We start from the raw sequence: 14,659 nt of genomic DNA, 5'->3' as shown, positions 1-14,659 counted from the left end.
CCTTGTTGCTCCGATTATTATTATTTCCTATGTCTGGTCGCATAGCGACCAAATGTGACGTTAATATTTCGTTAACGGTCGGCCAATGTATAACCGAGAAGAAAAAAGGAAGTCAAACCAGTGGTAAACGGAGATGTGGAAATGTAAAAAAGATGTAAACAACTAAAAGTGATTTAAATCACGGAATAATTTACTGTGTAGGTTCTATAAATCGAGATCAAATTTTAATAAAACACCGTATTTTGTGTTTCTTGTAAACTTTAATGACATATATTGCCTATAGTTTTTAAGCGGGTAATTGAATCTGAAAATACTCATTTATCCAGTGAATTATTCTAAAGGTGGAATTTTATCGAATGCTAACCATGTTGACTTGGTTGCACTGGGTGGTATCAAAATATGATACCCATTGCTGTAAAAGGGCTCACTCGTATTTTTCAGTCAAATGTAACCACAGCTTATGTGTCTATTTATTCTTGCTATGTGCATTTTTATATAGGGTTTTGGCTCTAAAGTGCCTAGATTGATATTCTGCAGGAATTCTTTTTGTGGTTTTTTATAATTTTTTACAAAAACATTTCTGTTTTTCGACATCGGAGGAAGTTTGTCATGTTTTGGTTTCAAACACTTGAAGCTGATGTGGATTCAAGATAAATATGACGCTGAAATTATTGCCGTAGAAGAAAAAACTAGTTATTGAATCGCAGGGAGTGTGTTTCAACAGCTTTAGTTACTACGCGGATAGATATGCACCATTTTGGGCCGGAAACTTCCCACCAAACCCGCCTAATTTGGACAGTAGACAAGGAGCAAGTTGTATATGCTGTCGTACTTTTTACGCCGTTTAGCGTTAGTCATTCCGACGTTTCTCGGTATCACCATTCTTATCTTTGCCATCACTCGATTTGTACCGGGTGGGCCAGTTGAACGCATGCTGTCACAAATGCAGTCTCAGGGAGACGGCGCAGCATCGATGACGTCAGCGGGTGGCAATACTGCACTGTCTGATGAGCAAATCGCTGAGCTAAACGCATTCTACGGGTTGGATAAACCTGTGATGGAAGCTTACGTTGATTGGTTGAGTCGACTAGTGACGTTGGACTTGGGTGAATCAACGCGTTATTACGAACCAGTATCGGATATGATTGCAGAGCGTCTGCCTGTTTCGCTGTTCTATGGTGGCATGACTTTCTTTATCAGCTACTTCATCTCGATACCGCTTGGCTATTACAAAGCCCTCAAGCACGGTTCTGTGTTTGATTCTACCTCCTCCATTTTGATATTCGTCGGTTATGCCTTGCCTGGCTATGTGGTTGGCGTGTTATTGATTACTTTGTTTAGTTATCACTTGGAATGGTTCCCAATGGGGGGCTTTGTCGGTGATGATTTCGATGACTATGAAACCTTCTTTGAACGCGCAAAAGACGTGATGTGGCATGCTGTGCTTCCGCTGATCTGTTACTTGATTGGTGATTTCGCAACGCTCACCATGACGATGAAAAATAACCTGATGGAAAACTTATCATCGGATTACATCCGTACCGCGATCGCAAAAGGCTTGCCGTTTAAGAAAGCGGTACGCAAACACGCGCTACGCAATAGCTTAATTCCAATTGCTTCTCACTTTGGCAACTCACTGTTGTTCTTCATGACTGGGGCATTTTTGATCGAAGTTATCTTCAACATCGACGGCATTGGTTTATTAGGTTACGAATCCATTATGGAGCGTGATTACCCAGTAGTGATGGGCATCGTTGCTATCAACGCGGTATTGCTGCTGATCGGCAATATTATTTCGGATATTTGTGTTGCTTTAGTCGACCCACGTGTGAAGTTTGGAGCGTAATATGATTAAAGTAAGTCCATTAACTCAAAAGAAAATCCGTCACTTTAAAGAAATTAAACGTGGTTATTGGTCGTTTGTGATCTTATCTATCATGTTGATTCTTTCACTATTTGCCGAGCTGTTAATCAACAGTAAAGCGTTGATGGTGAAGTACGATGGTAGTTACTACTTTCCGGTTGTCAGTGACGTTCGTTTAGGTAGCGAGTTTGGTCAAGATTCTTCAAGTGAAGCTGATTACCGAGTTCTCCAACAAGTCTTTGAGGAAGAGGGGGGGGACAACTTTGTGATTCTACCTATCGTTCCTTGGAACCCATACGAACAAGACTTCAGTGGCGATTTCCCTCCGACCGCGCCAAGCGCTGAGAATAAACACTATCTAGGTACTGACGTTATTGGTCGCGATATTTTAGCGCGCTTGGTGTATGGCTTCCGTACTGCGATGGGGTTTGCGTTGTTAACGATGGCGGTGTCCTACGCTATTGGTACCGCTGTAGGCTGTGCCATGGGCTTCTGGGGCGGCAAGTTCGACCTATTTGTCCAACGTTTGATTGAGGTTTGGTCAATGGTGCCATTCCTGTACGTCATTATGATTTTGGTGTCCATCGTTCAACCGACTTTCACGCTCTTTGTCGCCATCAACGTGTTGTTTGGATGGATGGGGATGACATGGTACATGCGTACCATGACTTACAAAGAATCTGCACGCGAATACGTAATGGCAGCTCGTGCGTTGGGTGCCTCGACAGGCCGAATCCTGTTTAACCATATTCTGCCAAATACCATGGTCATGATTGTTACCTTGGCGCCATTTACCATTGCTGCCAACATCACCGCACTGACAGCGCTTGATTATCTTGGTTTAGGCTTGATGCCCCCAACACCAAGCTGGGGTGAGTTACTGCAGCAAGGTAAGTCAAACTTGGACTCTCCATGGATTGTGGCGTCTGTTGTGACTTCCATTGTACTGGTACTGGTGATGGTCACCTTTATCGGTGAAGCGATTCGAGCGGCATTCGACCCGAAAAAATTCACACGCTATGTTTAAGCATGCATTGTGAGCAAAACATAAAAAAGGGAAGTTTTATGAAAAAAATAATTTTAGCGTCCACGCTAAGCGCCCTAAGTTTTGGTGCGATGTCAGCGACGCTTCCGACAGACTTAAACTGGCAAACGAACTGGGATGAGCCACAATATGGCTCTCCTCAAGCAAAGCGTGGCGGGACTTACCGCACTTTCATGTCGAGCTTTCCTCAGACTCTACGCAGTGTTGGTCCTGATGCAAACTCTGGTTTACGTTCTTTCATCTTGGATGAAACGCCAGGGTTGGTGGTTCGCCACCCAGATACGCTTGAATTCATCCCTGAGCTCGCCAATGAGTGGGCATTAGCGGGTGACAATAAAACGGTTTATTTCAAACTGAACCCACAAGCTAAATGGTCGGATGGCAAGCCAGTCACGGCAGACGATTTTGTTTTTATGCTTAAGTTTTACCGCTCGAAAGACATTTTAGAGCCTTGGTACAACGACTATTACAACAAAACGGTTGCTGATGTTATCAAATTTGACGATCACACCTTCGCCGTGAAGGCCGCGAAAGAGCTCAATCCAGAAGAGTTGTTGTTGAGAATGGGGGCGCTACGTCCTCGTCCTGCTCATTTCTATGCGAATCCGAAGAAAGACGCGAACGGTGACGGCATTCATGATGATTTTGTGCGCTACTACAACTTTAAAAGTGAACCAACCACCAGCGCTTATTACTTAGCAGACGTCAAAAAAGGTAAAAGCGTTACCTTTAAGCACGTAGGTGAGGACTGGTGGGGTTACACCAATAAGTACTACGAGAATCGCTATAACGTCGACAAAATTCGTATCACGGTTATCCGCGATAGTGATATTGCGATGAAGCACTTTGAAAAAGGTAAGTTGGACGCATTTGGATTAGTTTTGCCAAGTCTATGGCATGACAAATCCAATACTGCCCCTTATCAAAAGGGTTACATTGAGAAGTTCTGGGGTTACAACCAATATCCAGTTGGTGCTGGTGGCGTGTGGATAAACACGGCTATGCCTCTACTTGATGACTTAAACATTCGCAAAGGGATCACTTACGCGACAGATTTCGACGGCATGATCGAGAATGTTATGCGTGGAGACTACAGTCGTAAACCCAACCCAACGGGCTTTGGGCATGGTAAGTACACGTTACCAGATGTGACAGCGCCAAAGTTTGAACCAGAAAAAGCGGCGGCAGCGTTTGAAGCTGCGGGCTTCGATAAGATTGGTTCCGATGGTATTCGCGTGAATGATAAAGGTCAGCGTTTGAGCTTTGAATTGACGTACTCATCTCCAGTTCATACACCGCGTATTGCTTTCTTGCGTGAACAGGCAAAATTGGCAGGGTTGGACATTGAGCTGAAGCTGATTGATGGTTCATCGATGTTTAAGTATGTGCGTGAGAAAAAACACGAACTTGCTTTCTTCGATATGGGGACTTCGGAAATCCCAACTTATTGGGAATACTTCCATTCCGTGAACGCGAACAAACCACAAACGAACTCATTCACTAACTACAGCACGCCAGAGCTAGATGAAAAGATCATTGCGTATCGCTTTAACATGGACATGGATAAGAAGATCCAACTAGGTCATGAGATTCAGCGAGACATTATTGATGCTCACGTGATTGTCACTGGCTACATGGTGCCTTACGTTCGTTATGGACACTGGCGTTGGTTGAAATTGCCAGAGAAACCAATGAATCGAATGACAGAAGCATTGTTCAGTGGCGGAATTATCGGTGATGGCACGTATTGGATCGACAAAGACGTGAAGAAAGAAACCCAGAAAGCGATGAAGTCGGGTAAAACCTTTGAACCGGTTGTTGTCGTTGATGACACGTATAAGCTGTAAGGATGTGTTATGGAAAACGATGTAATTTTGAGTGTAAAAGACCTCGAAGTGGAATTCATCACGGATGATGGCCCGGTAAAAGTACTCCATGGCGTGAACTTTGATGTTCGTGCAGGACGAACGCTCGGTCTCGTTGGTGAGTCTGGCAGTGGTAAGAGCGTGACCTCAATGTCCATCATGGGACTGTTGCCAAAGCCTTACGGCAATATTGTCAATGGTGAGGTTAACTATCGAGGTACCAATCTGGTGTCGCTACCAGCGGAAGAAATGTACGCCATGCGCGGCGACCGCATTTCGATCATTTTCCAAGACCCAATGACGGCGTTGAATCCAGTGCATACCATTGGCCGCCAACTGTGCGAAGTGTTGGAATTACACCGTCCTGAGCTAGGTAAAAAAGAGCGCGAATCCTACGCGGTAGAAATGCTGGCTAAAGTGAAAATTCCAATGCCAGAAAAGCGCCTCAACGAATACCCACACAACCTATCTGGTGGTATGCGCCAGCGCGTGATGATCGCAATGGCACTCGCATGTAAACCAGATATCTTGATTTGTGATGAGCCAACGACAGCACTGGATGTAACGGTACAGGCGTCTATCCTTGAACTAATGAATGAACTTCAAGAAGAAACGGGCATGGCAATGATCTTCATTACTCATGATTTAGGCGTAGTCGCTGAAGTGTGTGATGACGTTGCGGTAATGTATGGTGGTCGTATTGTCGAAAAAGCGGAGATTTTTGAGCTGTTTGACAATCCGCAGCACCCTTACACGGAACGTTTGATGGGCTTAATGCCAAGCTTGGACAACGAACCTAAGCAGATGATTGATATCAAACCAATCGATGCCAGCATGTTTGCTAGCTAACTGGTGCAAAGTGAACAAGTCATAAAAGAGGATGTTATGGCCAAAGAAGTATTAAGAATTGAAAATCTTAAGCAGCACTTTGTATCTGGTAAAGGACTGTTTAAGAAGGGCTACACGATCAAAGCTGTAGACGGCGTTTCCTTGTCGGTTTCAGAAGGAGAAACATTGGGACTCGTTGGTGAATCTGGCTGTGGTAAAAGTACCTTAGGACGTACGATTCTAAAATTGTACGAGCCAACGGAAGGTAAGATTTTCTTTGAAGGCAAAGACATCACAAAGTTCTCTGTCAAAGAGATGCGCTCGTTGCGTAAAGACATGCAGATTGTCTTTCAGGACCCAATGGAGTCACTTAACCAGCGTCACACCATTGGTATGATTTTGGAAGAGCCGTATATCATCCATAAAATAGGCACTCCTGCAGAGCGTAAACAATGGGTGAAAGAGCTGTTGGTGAAAGTTGGCTTGCCTGAAACGGCTGTGAACCGTTATCCGCACGAATTCTCTGGTGGCCAGCGTCAGCGTATTGGTATTGCTCGTGCGATAGCTCTGAAGCCAAAGCTGTTGATTTGTGATGAATCAGTATCTGCACTGGATGTATCGGTTCAGGCGCAAATTCTCAACTTGTTGCTGCAACTTCAACAAGAAATGAACCTTGCCATCATCTTCATCTCTCACGATTTGTCGGTGGTTAAGCATGTCTCCGATAAAGTCGCGGTGATGTACTTTGGTAAAGTGGTGGAAGCGGGGAATGCGAAAGAAATTTACGCGAACCCACAAAACGATTACACCAAGAAACTGCTCTCCGCGATTCCGATTACCCACCCTAAATATCGCAAGAAAAAGCGTGTGGCAGAAAAAAAGCAGCAAGTGGCGTAAGCCGTGCCACCATCGCATTCAAGAAAACACGCTCCGTTAAATAAACGGGGCGTTTTTCTTATGTATCCTTTTTTATCTTGCATGCTAAACTCAAAGCTTATCTCTTTGGTTTTGCTTGGATAATTGGCTATGCCATCAAATTTACCTAAATCGTTCAGTCACCCATTTTTGAAGATGTTCCACATCTTAGAAGCGGTTCTGTTGGTCGCTATTACCTTGGCAACTATTTATGCCATGGCTCAAGAGTTCATTCATGTTTTTGTTGAGAAGCGAGTGCTGTTGACGGACATCTTATTGATGTTCATCTATCTTGAAGTTTTAGCGATGGTGCAGCAGTTTGTGATGAACGGTAAGATCCCCGTTCGCTATCCTATCTATATCGCGATGATGGCCATTGCTCGCTACATCACCTTAGGTATGAAAGAGTTGGATGCCACTTTGGTGGTTTGGCTTTCTATAGCGGCGTTTATCTTGGCGGCAGCGACCTTGGTGATTCGCGTTGGACACCACTATTGGCCGTATGTTGACAACCGAACCTTGGAAAAAGACGAATAAAATAAAGCCCCGCATTAAGCGGGGCTTTCAATATGTAATCTAAATGTTTTTAGATTATTCGATGTTTTGGATCTGTTCGTCGAGCAATAAGTTTTATTATTTAAAAATCATAAACTTAGCGGCTTTGTATTGTCTGATTTAGAATTTTACTACCCAATATACTACCCAGTTGGTTTAAGTTGCTATGTTTCTTACGTTGACAATAGTTCTGTTTTTGATGAAATAATCTTCACTCAGTCACTCTAAGTTGTGACAGTATCCTGTAGTTCAACTATCGATTACTATGTCGCCAGAATATTAATGATAATGATGTTCATTTGCATGTGTTCTGTTTGACTAATCGAAGCACCAAGCTGTAAGAGTGAGTTATATTTGTATACTGAGGTTCTACACATAGTGTCATGTAATTCTGCCGTAAACAACTGTGCCTTTGTTTTAGGTGTAGCTACACCCGAGCATCTAGAGCAGAGCTCGATAGGCGTGAACTTTAACCACCTCCTCTACCTTTGGCTTTCTTACTAAGTTCAAGAGTCTCACTTTAAGAGTGTATATTTTATTTTGATACCAGAAGAAGCCTTCCTTACCATGTAGATAATAATCTGGCTTTTTGGCAGTTAAGTTTTCCTCTGTGTCATCATAGATGCTTTCTTGATCGGTAATGCTTTTTATGAAGTTGTCATAATCTTGTTCAGGGGCAGTCTGAATCTTAGGTGTACCTGCTTCTGGCTCTTCTTTTGGTATTGTTTTCCCTTTTCTAAATAGAGACGTAAATTTCAGTACAAATGTGCTGGTAGGTTCAATAAAACAAGGAAGAGTCACCTTGTCGATATCTGCCCGTCTTTGGTGAAAAACGATTAATCCCATTTCTTCGAGTGATTTGATACTGACGGTTATCTTACGGCTGTTAGTTCCAAGTCTAGTGGCCAGCATTTTTATCCCCATTGGGATCCCGCCTAGTTTCTCATCATAATTTTTTGCTAGCAACATACACAAACAAATGAGAGTAGCTTTTGGCTGTTGCCTGATGCTCTTTTCTTCGAAATAACGATAGATGTTTTGATACTCAACGAATTCATCAGCTATGGGTTTATTTCGAAATCTTGATTCGCTTAACGGACTGAATGGCATCAGGTAAGCGTCATCAAAAGGGGTGAACCCCGGCCATATTGACTTTAGTTGTTCCCAGTTTTTTATTCCCAAATAACGTGTGGGAGAGTGACGATTTTTATCAATAACTAGCGTCTTTGAATACCCTCCTGAAAGCAAAATATAACTGTCTTGCCTATCAAACGGGTTGATGAAATTGTGGAGCTGGTAGGTTGTATCTGTTATCTGATTTGGGGTCATAGTGATCTACTTATTGGTAGCTGTTTTTAGCTGATTATTTATGTTCATAAAGTGTAGTCCGATTGATCTATCTAAATAAATTATTTTTTGGATTGTCACTTTTTATGTGAGTGAACTCCAGAAGTAAAAATGCATGAGCCGTGATTTTTGATAAAAAATGAAGGTTAGCTGGTTGGATTTAGCCGATGTGAAGGCTCAGTAATCACCTAAAAACAGAGTGGGAGTGAATCGAGGGGGATCGGTAATTAATAATATATATACCTCTCCATCTACTCATCTAATCCCACACCTCAACCAACGACCTCATCACTCGATATCTTGGTAGGGGATGGGTTCCCCTACCCAAAGAGAGACTTAGAAAATAACGTCACTATCAGTACCTATGTCATTAACAAAACATAGGTCTCTATCATGTCTAAAAATCTAACCATCACACACGAATCCACTTTCAACGGAAACAAGATATACATCGACAAGGAGGGGTTGGTCATTGAATACCTAGAAGGGATAGAGTCAGTCCTTGAGAAAGCTCTAGAGCAATATGCGAGAGTTTTTATCGTTCGAGTGGACCTTAACTTACCAACAGACTTTAGAGGGGATGATTCAGCAGTGATGACTCGTTTCTTCCGCTCTTTAAAATCTCAGGTAGCGGCATATCGAAGACGTAGTGCTCGCCTAAATCGCAAACTCTATCGAGAGACCACTATTCGTTATGTGTGGGCTAAAGAATGTGATACCTCAACGAGCAGTCATTACCACGTTGCACTTATCTTTGACCGGAACATATTTCGCTCTCTGGGGGATTTTGGAGAGTATCAGCAAAGTTTGGCTAACCGTATTCGTAATGCATGGAAGCGTTCAGTGGAAGCCATGTACTCAGGTAAAGAGAAACCAGCTATCCATTTCTCCAAACAAGGCCAGTATCACTTGCTACGTAACTCTGAGGAGTTTGAGGAGGTGTTTCAATCTGTCTTTTATCGACTGAGCTATCTAGCGAAACGAAGAACGAAGCATTTTGGAAAGCGTATGAATAATTTCGGTCATAGTCATAAGTAGCTTAAAAAGTAACGGTAGTACCAGTTCCTGTGGGAATCACAACAAACCACAGGAACCAATCATGACTCATCAACTTAACGTTTCTCATAGTCGTTCAGATGCTCTTAACCACCACACCATCACTTATGACCGAACCTTTAATGGAAAGCCACTCTACTACCACAAGGATGGTCTCGTTCTCGAATACCTAGAGGAGATAGACCGAGTGCTGACTGAAGCACTAAACCAATACCCAAGAATCTTTGCTGTTCACATCAACCTAAACCTACCGAGTGACTTCGGGGAAGATTACCTAGCGGTGTTTGCCCATTTCTTTCGTATTTTAGAATCGGAGACTAATGAGCTCTGTAGAGACAAATACACCGACAGAACTTATCAATACCAGCAAACGGTCATTCGCTATATCTGGGCGAAGGCCAGTGAATCCACCAGCCAGCATCATCATCTTATCTTGCTCTTTGATAGGGATCTCTTTCAAAACTTCGGCACTGGACGAGAGGGTTGGGGGCGTTTTCTCTACAAAAAAGTGAGGAAGACATGGGATAGGGTGGTTGAAGCTTATTACAGCCAACCATGCTCTGGATTAGCCTACTCTCCTACGAATGAAGGTTTTGAGCTGTTGTCTGACGCTGAAGTGTTCCCGTTACAGTTAAACGAGTTCTTCTATCGAATCAGTTGTCTCGCGAAGCCCATTGCCAACCGGAACGATCACTTCAACAAGAGCTTTGGTTGCAGTCACGACTCACCTAAAAAATACAGCGCGAGTAATGCCTATGTCATTCACACACAAAAAGGCATTACTCATGGCGAATAGAACCTACCTCCCAAGCATTACCCTTGATAGAACTTTTGAAGATTACCCGCTGTATTACAGCGACAAGGGGTTATACGAATCAGCACTGACCTCGATGGTCGATGTCTTTGAACAGGCACTCAGTCAGTTTGACATCGCTCTTGCTACACGTTTGGACTTGTTTTTGCCAGAAGACCATCAAGATACCGACCTGAGTATCCTCAACGATTACTTTAAGCTGCTTAAAGAAAAGCTTAATACGGATTCTCTGTTCTATGTATGGCGTAAGCGGGAAGACAAGGTGCCATCCCACAACTATCGCGTGATGCTGTTTAGTGACTATAGCCAGCACTTTGGTCCCGCTATTTGTTGGGACAAGCGCAATGAATTGGTCGGGCACCTTAAAACGGCTTGGCAAGAAGCGATAGAAAAGCACTATAGCGGCGAAGCGCGTTCATTGGTGTTTCTCAATGACCGAGGCAATTATGGGGTGGGGACTCGTTGTCGTAGCAAAGACGTCAACATAAAGAACACTGTCTTCCACCGCATGAGCAGTCTTGCTGAAGCGTGGGAAGAAAAGCGTTACTGCTTTGGCTCTAGCTTGGAATAGACCGACTGCATTTTTTTACAATGGCGGCTTATCACATGGGTATATACAAAGCAGGAGACGATTCCCAGTGAAAATGAAATTTCTACGACTTAAAGACGTGATGTCACTAACAGGGCTAGGCCGCTCCACTATCTACAAGTTCATGGCTGATGAAACCGATTTTCCGAAGAGTGTCCCACTCGGTGGACGTGCCGTGGCTTGGGTCGAAAGTGAAATAGAGGAATGGATGGAGCAACGTCTAGCACTGCGAGACAACCAAGAATCCTTTCAGTAACACAAACATCAAATCACATCATCAACGGGGCGCTGGCTAAGCAAAGTCATGCGCCCTTTTTACAATTAGAGAGAGATAAAAAATGAGCTATTCAATTTACGTAGACGGCGCTGCACCAAACAACCAACACGGATGTACACGAGGTGGTATCGGGCTGGTGGTCATGGATGAAGACAATGAGATTGTTCATGAAGAGAGTTTTACCATCAATCGAAAAACCGACAATGCTGAGCTGGAACTACTGGCCTTAATTGAAGCATTGGAATACGCAGAAGATGGGGATGTTATCTATTCGGACAGCGATTACTGTGTGAAAGGTTTCAACATCTGGATGGACGATTGGAAAGACCGAGGTTGGCGTCGAGCGGATAAGAAACCGGTTAAAAACCGCCAGCTTTGGCAACAAGTGGACGAGTTGAGTTCTAGGAAGTATGTCGAGGTATTTAAGGTCAAAGCACATTCGGGTATTGAAGGGAATGAAAGAGCAGACCTGTTAGCGGTTGAAGCGGCGGAAGCTGACTAATACAAGAATTCATAGTTTGGGAGGGTAACACCTCTCAAGCTATGCCCTATTTTTTGTTTGGGCTAAGTTGGTTAATGATGAAGTCATTATCAATAGGTTAGGTTCCAGTGGGTGAAAATCACAATGTCTGCAATTGGTAGACCGAACTTATGGTTATAAATCCTGCAATTCCCGCTGGTTAGGTAGAATACGCCCATTGAAAGTAGCGGATGGATTTGATTGTGGGTTATCGAGTGGTACGGTTAACCGAACTGACGGCATATGAGTTTGGTCAGGTTGAAGGTGACATTGGTAGGCTGGACGAAAGAGCGTTAGGCTCAGCACTCCCTCAGGGGATGAGCTATTCCAGTTTTATGGATAAGCTGAAAAGTGGTGAGTTAGCACTATTGACGGATTCCCCTTCAAAGCCTGTGATGCTCCGAGATGGCATGAGCAAATCGTGGAGCTTGTCGGCTGAAGGGCAAGAGGTGTTATCGCCAGAAGCGAAGAATGCCTACCTTTCCAGAACGAGAATGTCAGGCGGTGCGGCTGGCAGTGCGACTCCCACTCAAAGCTCCGCGGGCTATGAGCCAAACATTGAAGAGACTTATGTCCCTGAGCCCGTGAAACCCGATACCTCAGATGCACCACCAAAACTGCAATACGAATATTGCTTTGAAGTGGCGTGCTCAGATGAGACGTTTAGAAAAAACGTGGGGTATGCGTTTGAACTGGCGAAAACCAAACAAGAAGCCCTGATTGGCCGCTGGCAGACGGAGGCAACCGAGCACGGTACAAAATATACCGCTCATGCCGCCTTTGATGAACCGAAAAAATTGGTCGCCAAAGTGGCTTCCAATGCTTTGGGTATTAGCGTTCCCGGCAATGTGCAGGTGAAGCCAATAGGCTCTGGTGTAGTGCGGGAGGCATTTATCCCAGTTGTCCCTTCAGTGCAGCTTGGTGAGCGTTTAGGGCTACCAACAGAAGGTTACTACTACCACTTCTACAATGGCCGCTTAGTTCAAGAGTACAAGCTGCTTGGAAATGGCAAGTGGGCCTTCTACGCGACACGTTCCACTCACGAGCAGCTCAATGATGAGCAAGGCTACAACATCTATCAAAGTGCCATTCTGGTTTACTGGAAGCTCGCAGGGAAAGACGTTGAAAACCAACATCTGATTTATCTTGAACAGCAAATTACCCGAGAAGAGTTAGACAACCTCAATGATGACTGGTTGGCTCAACATGGTATCAAGCTTGATATCAACGAATTGCTTGCTGCGCCGAAGCAACCTGTCGCGGAAAGACAAACTACTCAACCCGCGGAAACAGAGAAAGCAGAGAGTAAACCAGAAACGCATACTGTTGGGACGGACACTAAAACCAACCAACGAGAATCATGGGGAGCCATTGCAGAGCAATATGGTTTGTCGGCGAAACAATTACTGGATTTGAATCCGCAGTACAATGCCGATCCGATGTCATTGAAAGTCGGGGATACGCTGACCGTTAAGGCCGTCGAACAAAACCAGAGCACTCCAGAAAAAGCGACCGATTTACCTCCGCTTTCCCCTTGCACCTATAGCTGCTTGGCGAACACGCATTATGATTACTCTGATTCGCTTATCTCAGGAACCCAGTTTAAGGCGATAAACAGCGATAGTCTGTTCGAGAAAGAATTGCCCGTCACGAACTTAACCACCATCACCACGGCTTCTAAAGCCACCGACTATGGAAAAACGGCACTCCTTGCGATCCCCGCAAATGGCGCGGCAACGAACCTTGGTATTCTCAGTAGCAATACGACCAATACGATTGGTACGTGGTCGATTTCAGGAGAAGCGTTAGCAGGCTTTGCGCGAATGGGGGGCTTTCTAGTGGCCGCCTTATGGCCGTCTCAGCTTGGGGATGGCACCTTAGACGGAAATCCAGATTTTGCGACTGGTGACACTACGACGATGCGTGTGCGTTTCAATATGTACACAGACGAAAATGGTAAACAGCAAGTGGTTGGCATCAAAACGGGAGAGGGTAGTGCCTATGGTACGCGAGTTGCGAAGCGTGAAGCGGTGCAACAAGGACAGCACTTTGTTGCTGAGCTAGAGAATGGGATTACTATTACATGGACACCGGATGGTTCAACGGATGTACTGACACCTGATACTGTATTACCCGAAAATGATCAGCTCGATGTTCACAATATCTGGGTTCGTCCTATAGAAGAGCACGAACAAGAGATAGGCACGGCTCTCTATCCCGAACAAGATCTTGCTGAGTATATTGTGACTTTCCCTGCTGATGCAGGACTCCCTCCTCTATACCTAGTTTTCCGGAAAACTGCACGTGATGAGTCTGGGGTGGTAACGGGGAATGGTGAAGATATTACGGGAATTTGGTTAGAGAAAGCAGGCGAAGGATTGGGAGTTCCTATTCCATCTCAGATTGCTGACAAACTCAGAGGTCAAGAGTTCAGTAGTTTTGATGCATTCAGGAAAGCATTTTGGACTGAAATAAGCCACTCTGAGCAATTGAAAGAGCAATTTGTTGGGACCAACCTTAACACTATGAAAAATGGTAGAGCACCATTTTGTAGAAAAGGGGAACGAGTAGGTGGAAGGGTGAAGTATGAACTACATCATGTAGATGAAATACAAAATGGTGGTGAAGTGTACAATGTAGACAATTTAAGAGTCGTTACTCCTAGAAAACATATAGATATTCATAGGGTGAAGAATGAAAAATAACATCTCGGAATACACGCAATCAGAGTTTTTACAATTGGTTAATAGAATTTGTGTTGACGATTACGCTACTGAACAAGAACATATCGATGCAGTTTTACATTTCGAAGAAATGACAGGGCATCCAGACGGCTCTGATCTGATTTATTACCCAGAGAATCCCGAAGATGGAACGCCAGAAAATATCGTTAAAATCGTCAAAGAATGGCGCTTGTCGCAGGGGTTATCTTGCTTTAAGGATTAAGTCGCTTTTTAACAGATAACATATACCTTCAAACTGGT

General features: G+C 44.1%; 14 protein-coding genes. 13 read left to right on the top strand and 1 reads right to left on the bottom strand.

Annotation, left to right across the window (positions count from 1 at the left end; translation table 11 throughout):
* Positions 1-820: 820 nt before the first annotated feature.
* The 6 genes from OU793_RS04145 to OU793_RS04120 all read left to right on the top strand — a co-directional run bounded on the left by OU793_RS04145 (position 821) and on the right by OU793_RS04120 (position 7,054).
* The gene (locus OU793_RS04145; protein WP_005458995.1) at positions 821-1,846 is read left to right on the top strand and encodes an ABC transporter permease subunit; all 1,026 of its coding nucleotides are present in this window, start codon (positions 821-823) and stop codon (positions 1,844-1,846) included.
* A 1-nt stretch (position 1,847) separates the two neighbouring features.
* Positions 1,848-2,891, top strand: a complete 1,044-nt coding sequence (locus OU793_RS04140) for an ABC transporter permease (protein WP_015296095.1) — start codon at positions 1,848-1,850, stop codon at positions 2,889-2,891.
* Positions 2,892-2,929: 38 nt separating this feature from the next.
* Entirely contained in the window at positions 2,930-4,756 is a 1,827-nt protein-coding gene (locus tag OU793_RS04135) for an extracellular solute-binding protein (protein WP_140103066.1), read from the top strand.
* A gap of 9 nt (positions 4,757-4,765) precedes the next feature.
* Positions 4,766-5,623: an ABC transporter ATP-binding protein gene (locus OU793_RS04130; RefSeq protein ID WP_005496771.1), complete on the top strand. Its 858-nt coding sequence runs from the start codon at positions 4,766-4,768 to the stop codon at positions 5,621-5,623.
* Between the two features lie 36 nt (positions 5,624-5,659).
* Complete coding sequence (locus OU793_RS04125) at positions 5,660-6,499, top strand: ABC transporter ATP-binding protein (protein WP_005458953.1); 840 nt, start codon at positions 5,660-5,662, stop codon at positions 6,497-6,499.
* Between the two features lie 129 nt (positions 6,500-6,628).
* Positions 6,629-7,054, top strand: coding sequence for a phosphate-starvation-inducible protein PsiE (locus OU793_RS04120; protein WP_031856022.1), 426 nt, complete (start codon positions 6,629-6,631; stop codon positions 7,052-7,054).
* Positions 7,055-7,513: 459 nt separating this feature from the next.
* Here the strand turns inward: OU793_RS04120 and OU793_RS04115 are convergent, their stop codons facing one another.
* Positions 7,514-8,401: a hypothetical protein gene (locus OU793_RS04115; protein ID WP_140184815.1), complete on the bottom strand. Its 888-nt coding sequence runs from the start codon at positions 8,399-8,401 to the stop codon at positions 7,514-7,516.
* A 411-nt stretch (positions 8,402-8,812) separates the two neighbouring features.
* On the opposite strand from OU793_RS04115, the gene OU793_RS04110 reads away from it, so the two are divergent.
* The 7 genes from OU793_RS04110 to OU793_RS04080 all read left to right on the top strand — a co-directional run bounded on the left by OU793_RS04110 (position 8,813) and on the right by OU793_RS04080 (position 14,621).
* Complete coding sequence (locus OU793_RS04110) at positions 8,813-9,457, top strand: inovirus Gp2 family protein (RefSeq protein WP_000042050.1); 645 nt, start codon at positions 8,813-8,815, stop codon at positions 9,455-9,457.
* Positions 9,458-9,518: 61 nt separating this feature from the next.
* The gene (locus OU793_RS04105) at positions 9,519-10,271 is read left to right on the top strand and encodes an inovirus Gp2 family protein (protein WP_140151402.1); all 753 of its coding nucleotides are present in this window, start codon (positions 9,519-9,521) and stop codon (positions 10,269-10,271) included.
* On the top strand, positions 10,261-10,860 hold the full coding sequence (locus tag OU793_RS04100; RefSeq protein ID WP_069537414.1) for an inovirus Gp2 family protein: 600 nt from the start codon (positions 10,261-10,263) through the stop codon (positions 10,858-10,860). The genes OU793_RS04105 and OU793_RS04100 overlap by 11 nt, the downstream gene beginning before the upstream one ends.
* A 73-nt stretch (positions 10,861-10,933) precedes the next feature.
* Positions 10,934-11,134 carry an AlpA family transcriptional regulator gene (locus OU793_RS04095; protein WP_010440638.1) on the top strand — a complete coding sequence of 67 codons (201 nt, stop codon included), beginning with the start codon at positions 10,934-10,936 and terminating at the stop codon, positions 11,132-11,134.
* A gap of 82 nt (positions 11,135-11,216) precedes the next feature.
* Positions 11,217-11,657: a ribonuclease HI gene (locus tag OU793_RS04090; RefSeq protein WP_005496785.1), complete on the top strand. Its 441-nt coding sequence runs from the start codon at positions 11,217-11,219 to the stop codon at positions 11,655-11,657.
* A 209-nt stretch (positions 11,658-11,866) separates the two neighbouring features.
* Positions 11,867-14,380: an S-type pyocin domain-containing protein gene (locus tag OU793_RS04085; RefSeq protein ID WP_140151401.1), complete on the top strand. Its 2,514-nt coding sequence runs from the start codon at positions 11,867-11,869 to the stop codon at positions 14,378-14,380.
* Positions 14,370-14,621 (top strand): bacteriocin immunity protein, encoded by a 252-nt coding sequence (locus tag OU793_RS04080; RefSeq protein ID WP_024700454.1) that lies wholly within the window; start codon positions 14,370-14,372, stop codon positions 14,619-14,621. Before OU793_RS04085 ends, OU793_RS04080 begins: the two co-directional genes overlap by 11 nt.
* Positions 14,622-14,659 lie beyond the last annotated feature (38 nt).

Source organism: Vibrio sp. VP6 (assembly GCF_028823755.1).
Lineage (GTDB): Bacteria > Pseudomonadota > Gammaproteobacteria > Enterobacterales > Vibrionaceae > Vibrio > Vibrio parahaemolyticus.
This window is presented reverse-complemented; position numbering and strand designations above follow the sequence as displayed.

What these genes read in the sequence shown, in the direction of transcription:
- OU793_RS04145 (WP_005458995.1), top strand. Translation starts at nt 821, where the DNA reads ATGCTGTCGTACTTTTTACGCCGTTTAGCGTTAGTCATTCCGACGTTT.
- OU793_RS04140 (WP_015296095.1), top strand. Translation starts at nt 1,848, where the DNA reads ATGATTAAAGTAAGTCCATTAACTCAAAAGAAAATCCGTCACTTTAAA.
- OU793_RS04135 (WP_140103066.1), top strand. Translation starts at nt 2,930, where the DNA reads ATGAAAAAAATAATTTTAGCGTCCACGCTAAGCGCCCTAAGTTTTGGT.
- OU793_RS04130 (WP_005496771.1), top strand. Translation starts at nt 4,766, where the DNA reads ATGGAAAACGATGTAATTTTGAGTGTAAAAGACCTCGAAGTGGAATTC.
- OU793_RS04125 (WP_005458953.1), top strand. Translation starts at nt 5,660, where the DNA reads ATGGCCAAAGAAGTATTAAGAATTGAAAATCTTAAGCAGCACTTTGTA.
- OU793_RS04120 (WP_031856022.1), top strand. Translation starts at nt 6,629, where the DNA reads ATGCCATCAAATTTACCTAAATCGTTCAGTCACCCATTTTTGAAGATG.
- OU793_RS04115 (WP_140184815.1), bottom strand. Translation starts at nt 8,401, where the DNA reads ATGACCCCAAATCAGATAACAGATACAACCTACCAGCTCCACAATTTC.
- OU793_RS04110 (WP_000042050.1), top strand. Translation starts at nt 8,813, where the DNA reads ATGTCTAAAAATCTAACCATCACACACGAATCCACTTTCAACGGAAAC.
- OU793_RS04105 (WP_140151402.1), top strand. Translation starts at nt 9,519, where the DNA reads ATGACTCATCAACTTAACGTTTCTCATAGTCGTTCAGATGCTCTTAAC.
- OU793_RS04100 (WP_069537414.1), top strand. Translation starts at nt 10,261, where the DNA reads ATGGCGAATAGAACCTACCTCCCAAGCATTACCCTTGATAGAACTTTT.
- OU793_RS04095 (WP_010440638.1), top strand. Translation starts at nt 10,934, where the DNA reads ATGAAATTTCTACGACTTAAAGACGTGATGTCACTAACAGGGCTAGGC.
- OU793_RS04090 (WP_005496785.1), top strand. Translation starts at nt 11,217, where the DNA reads ATGAGCTATTCAATTTACGTAGACGGCGCTGCACCAAACAACCAACAC.
- OU793_RS04085 (WP_140151401.1), top strand. Translation starts at nt 11,867, where the DNA reads ATGGATTTGATTGTGGGTTATCGAGTGGTACGGTTAACCGAACTGACG.
- OU793_RS04080 (WP_024700454.1), top strand. Translation starts at nt 14,370, where the DNA reads ATGAAAAATAACATCTCGGAATACACGCAATCAGAGTTTTTACAATTG.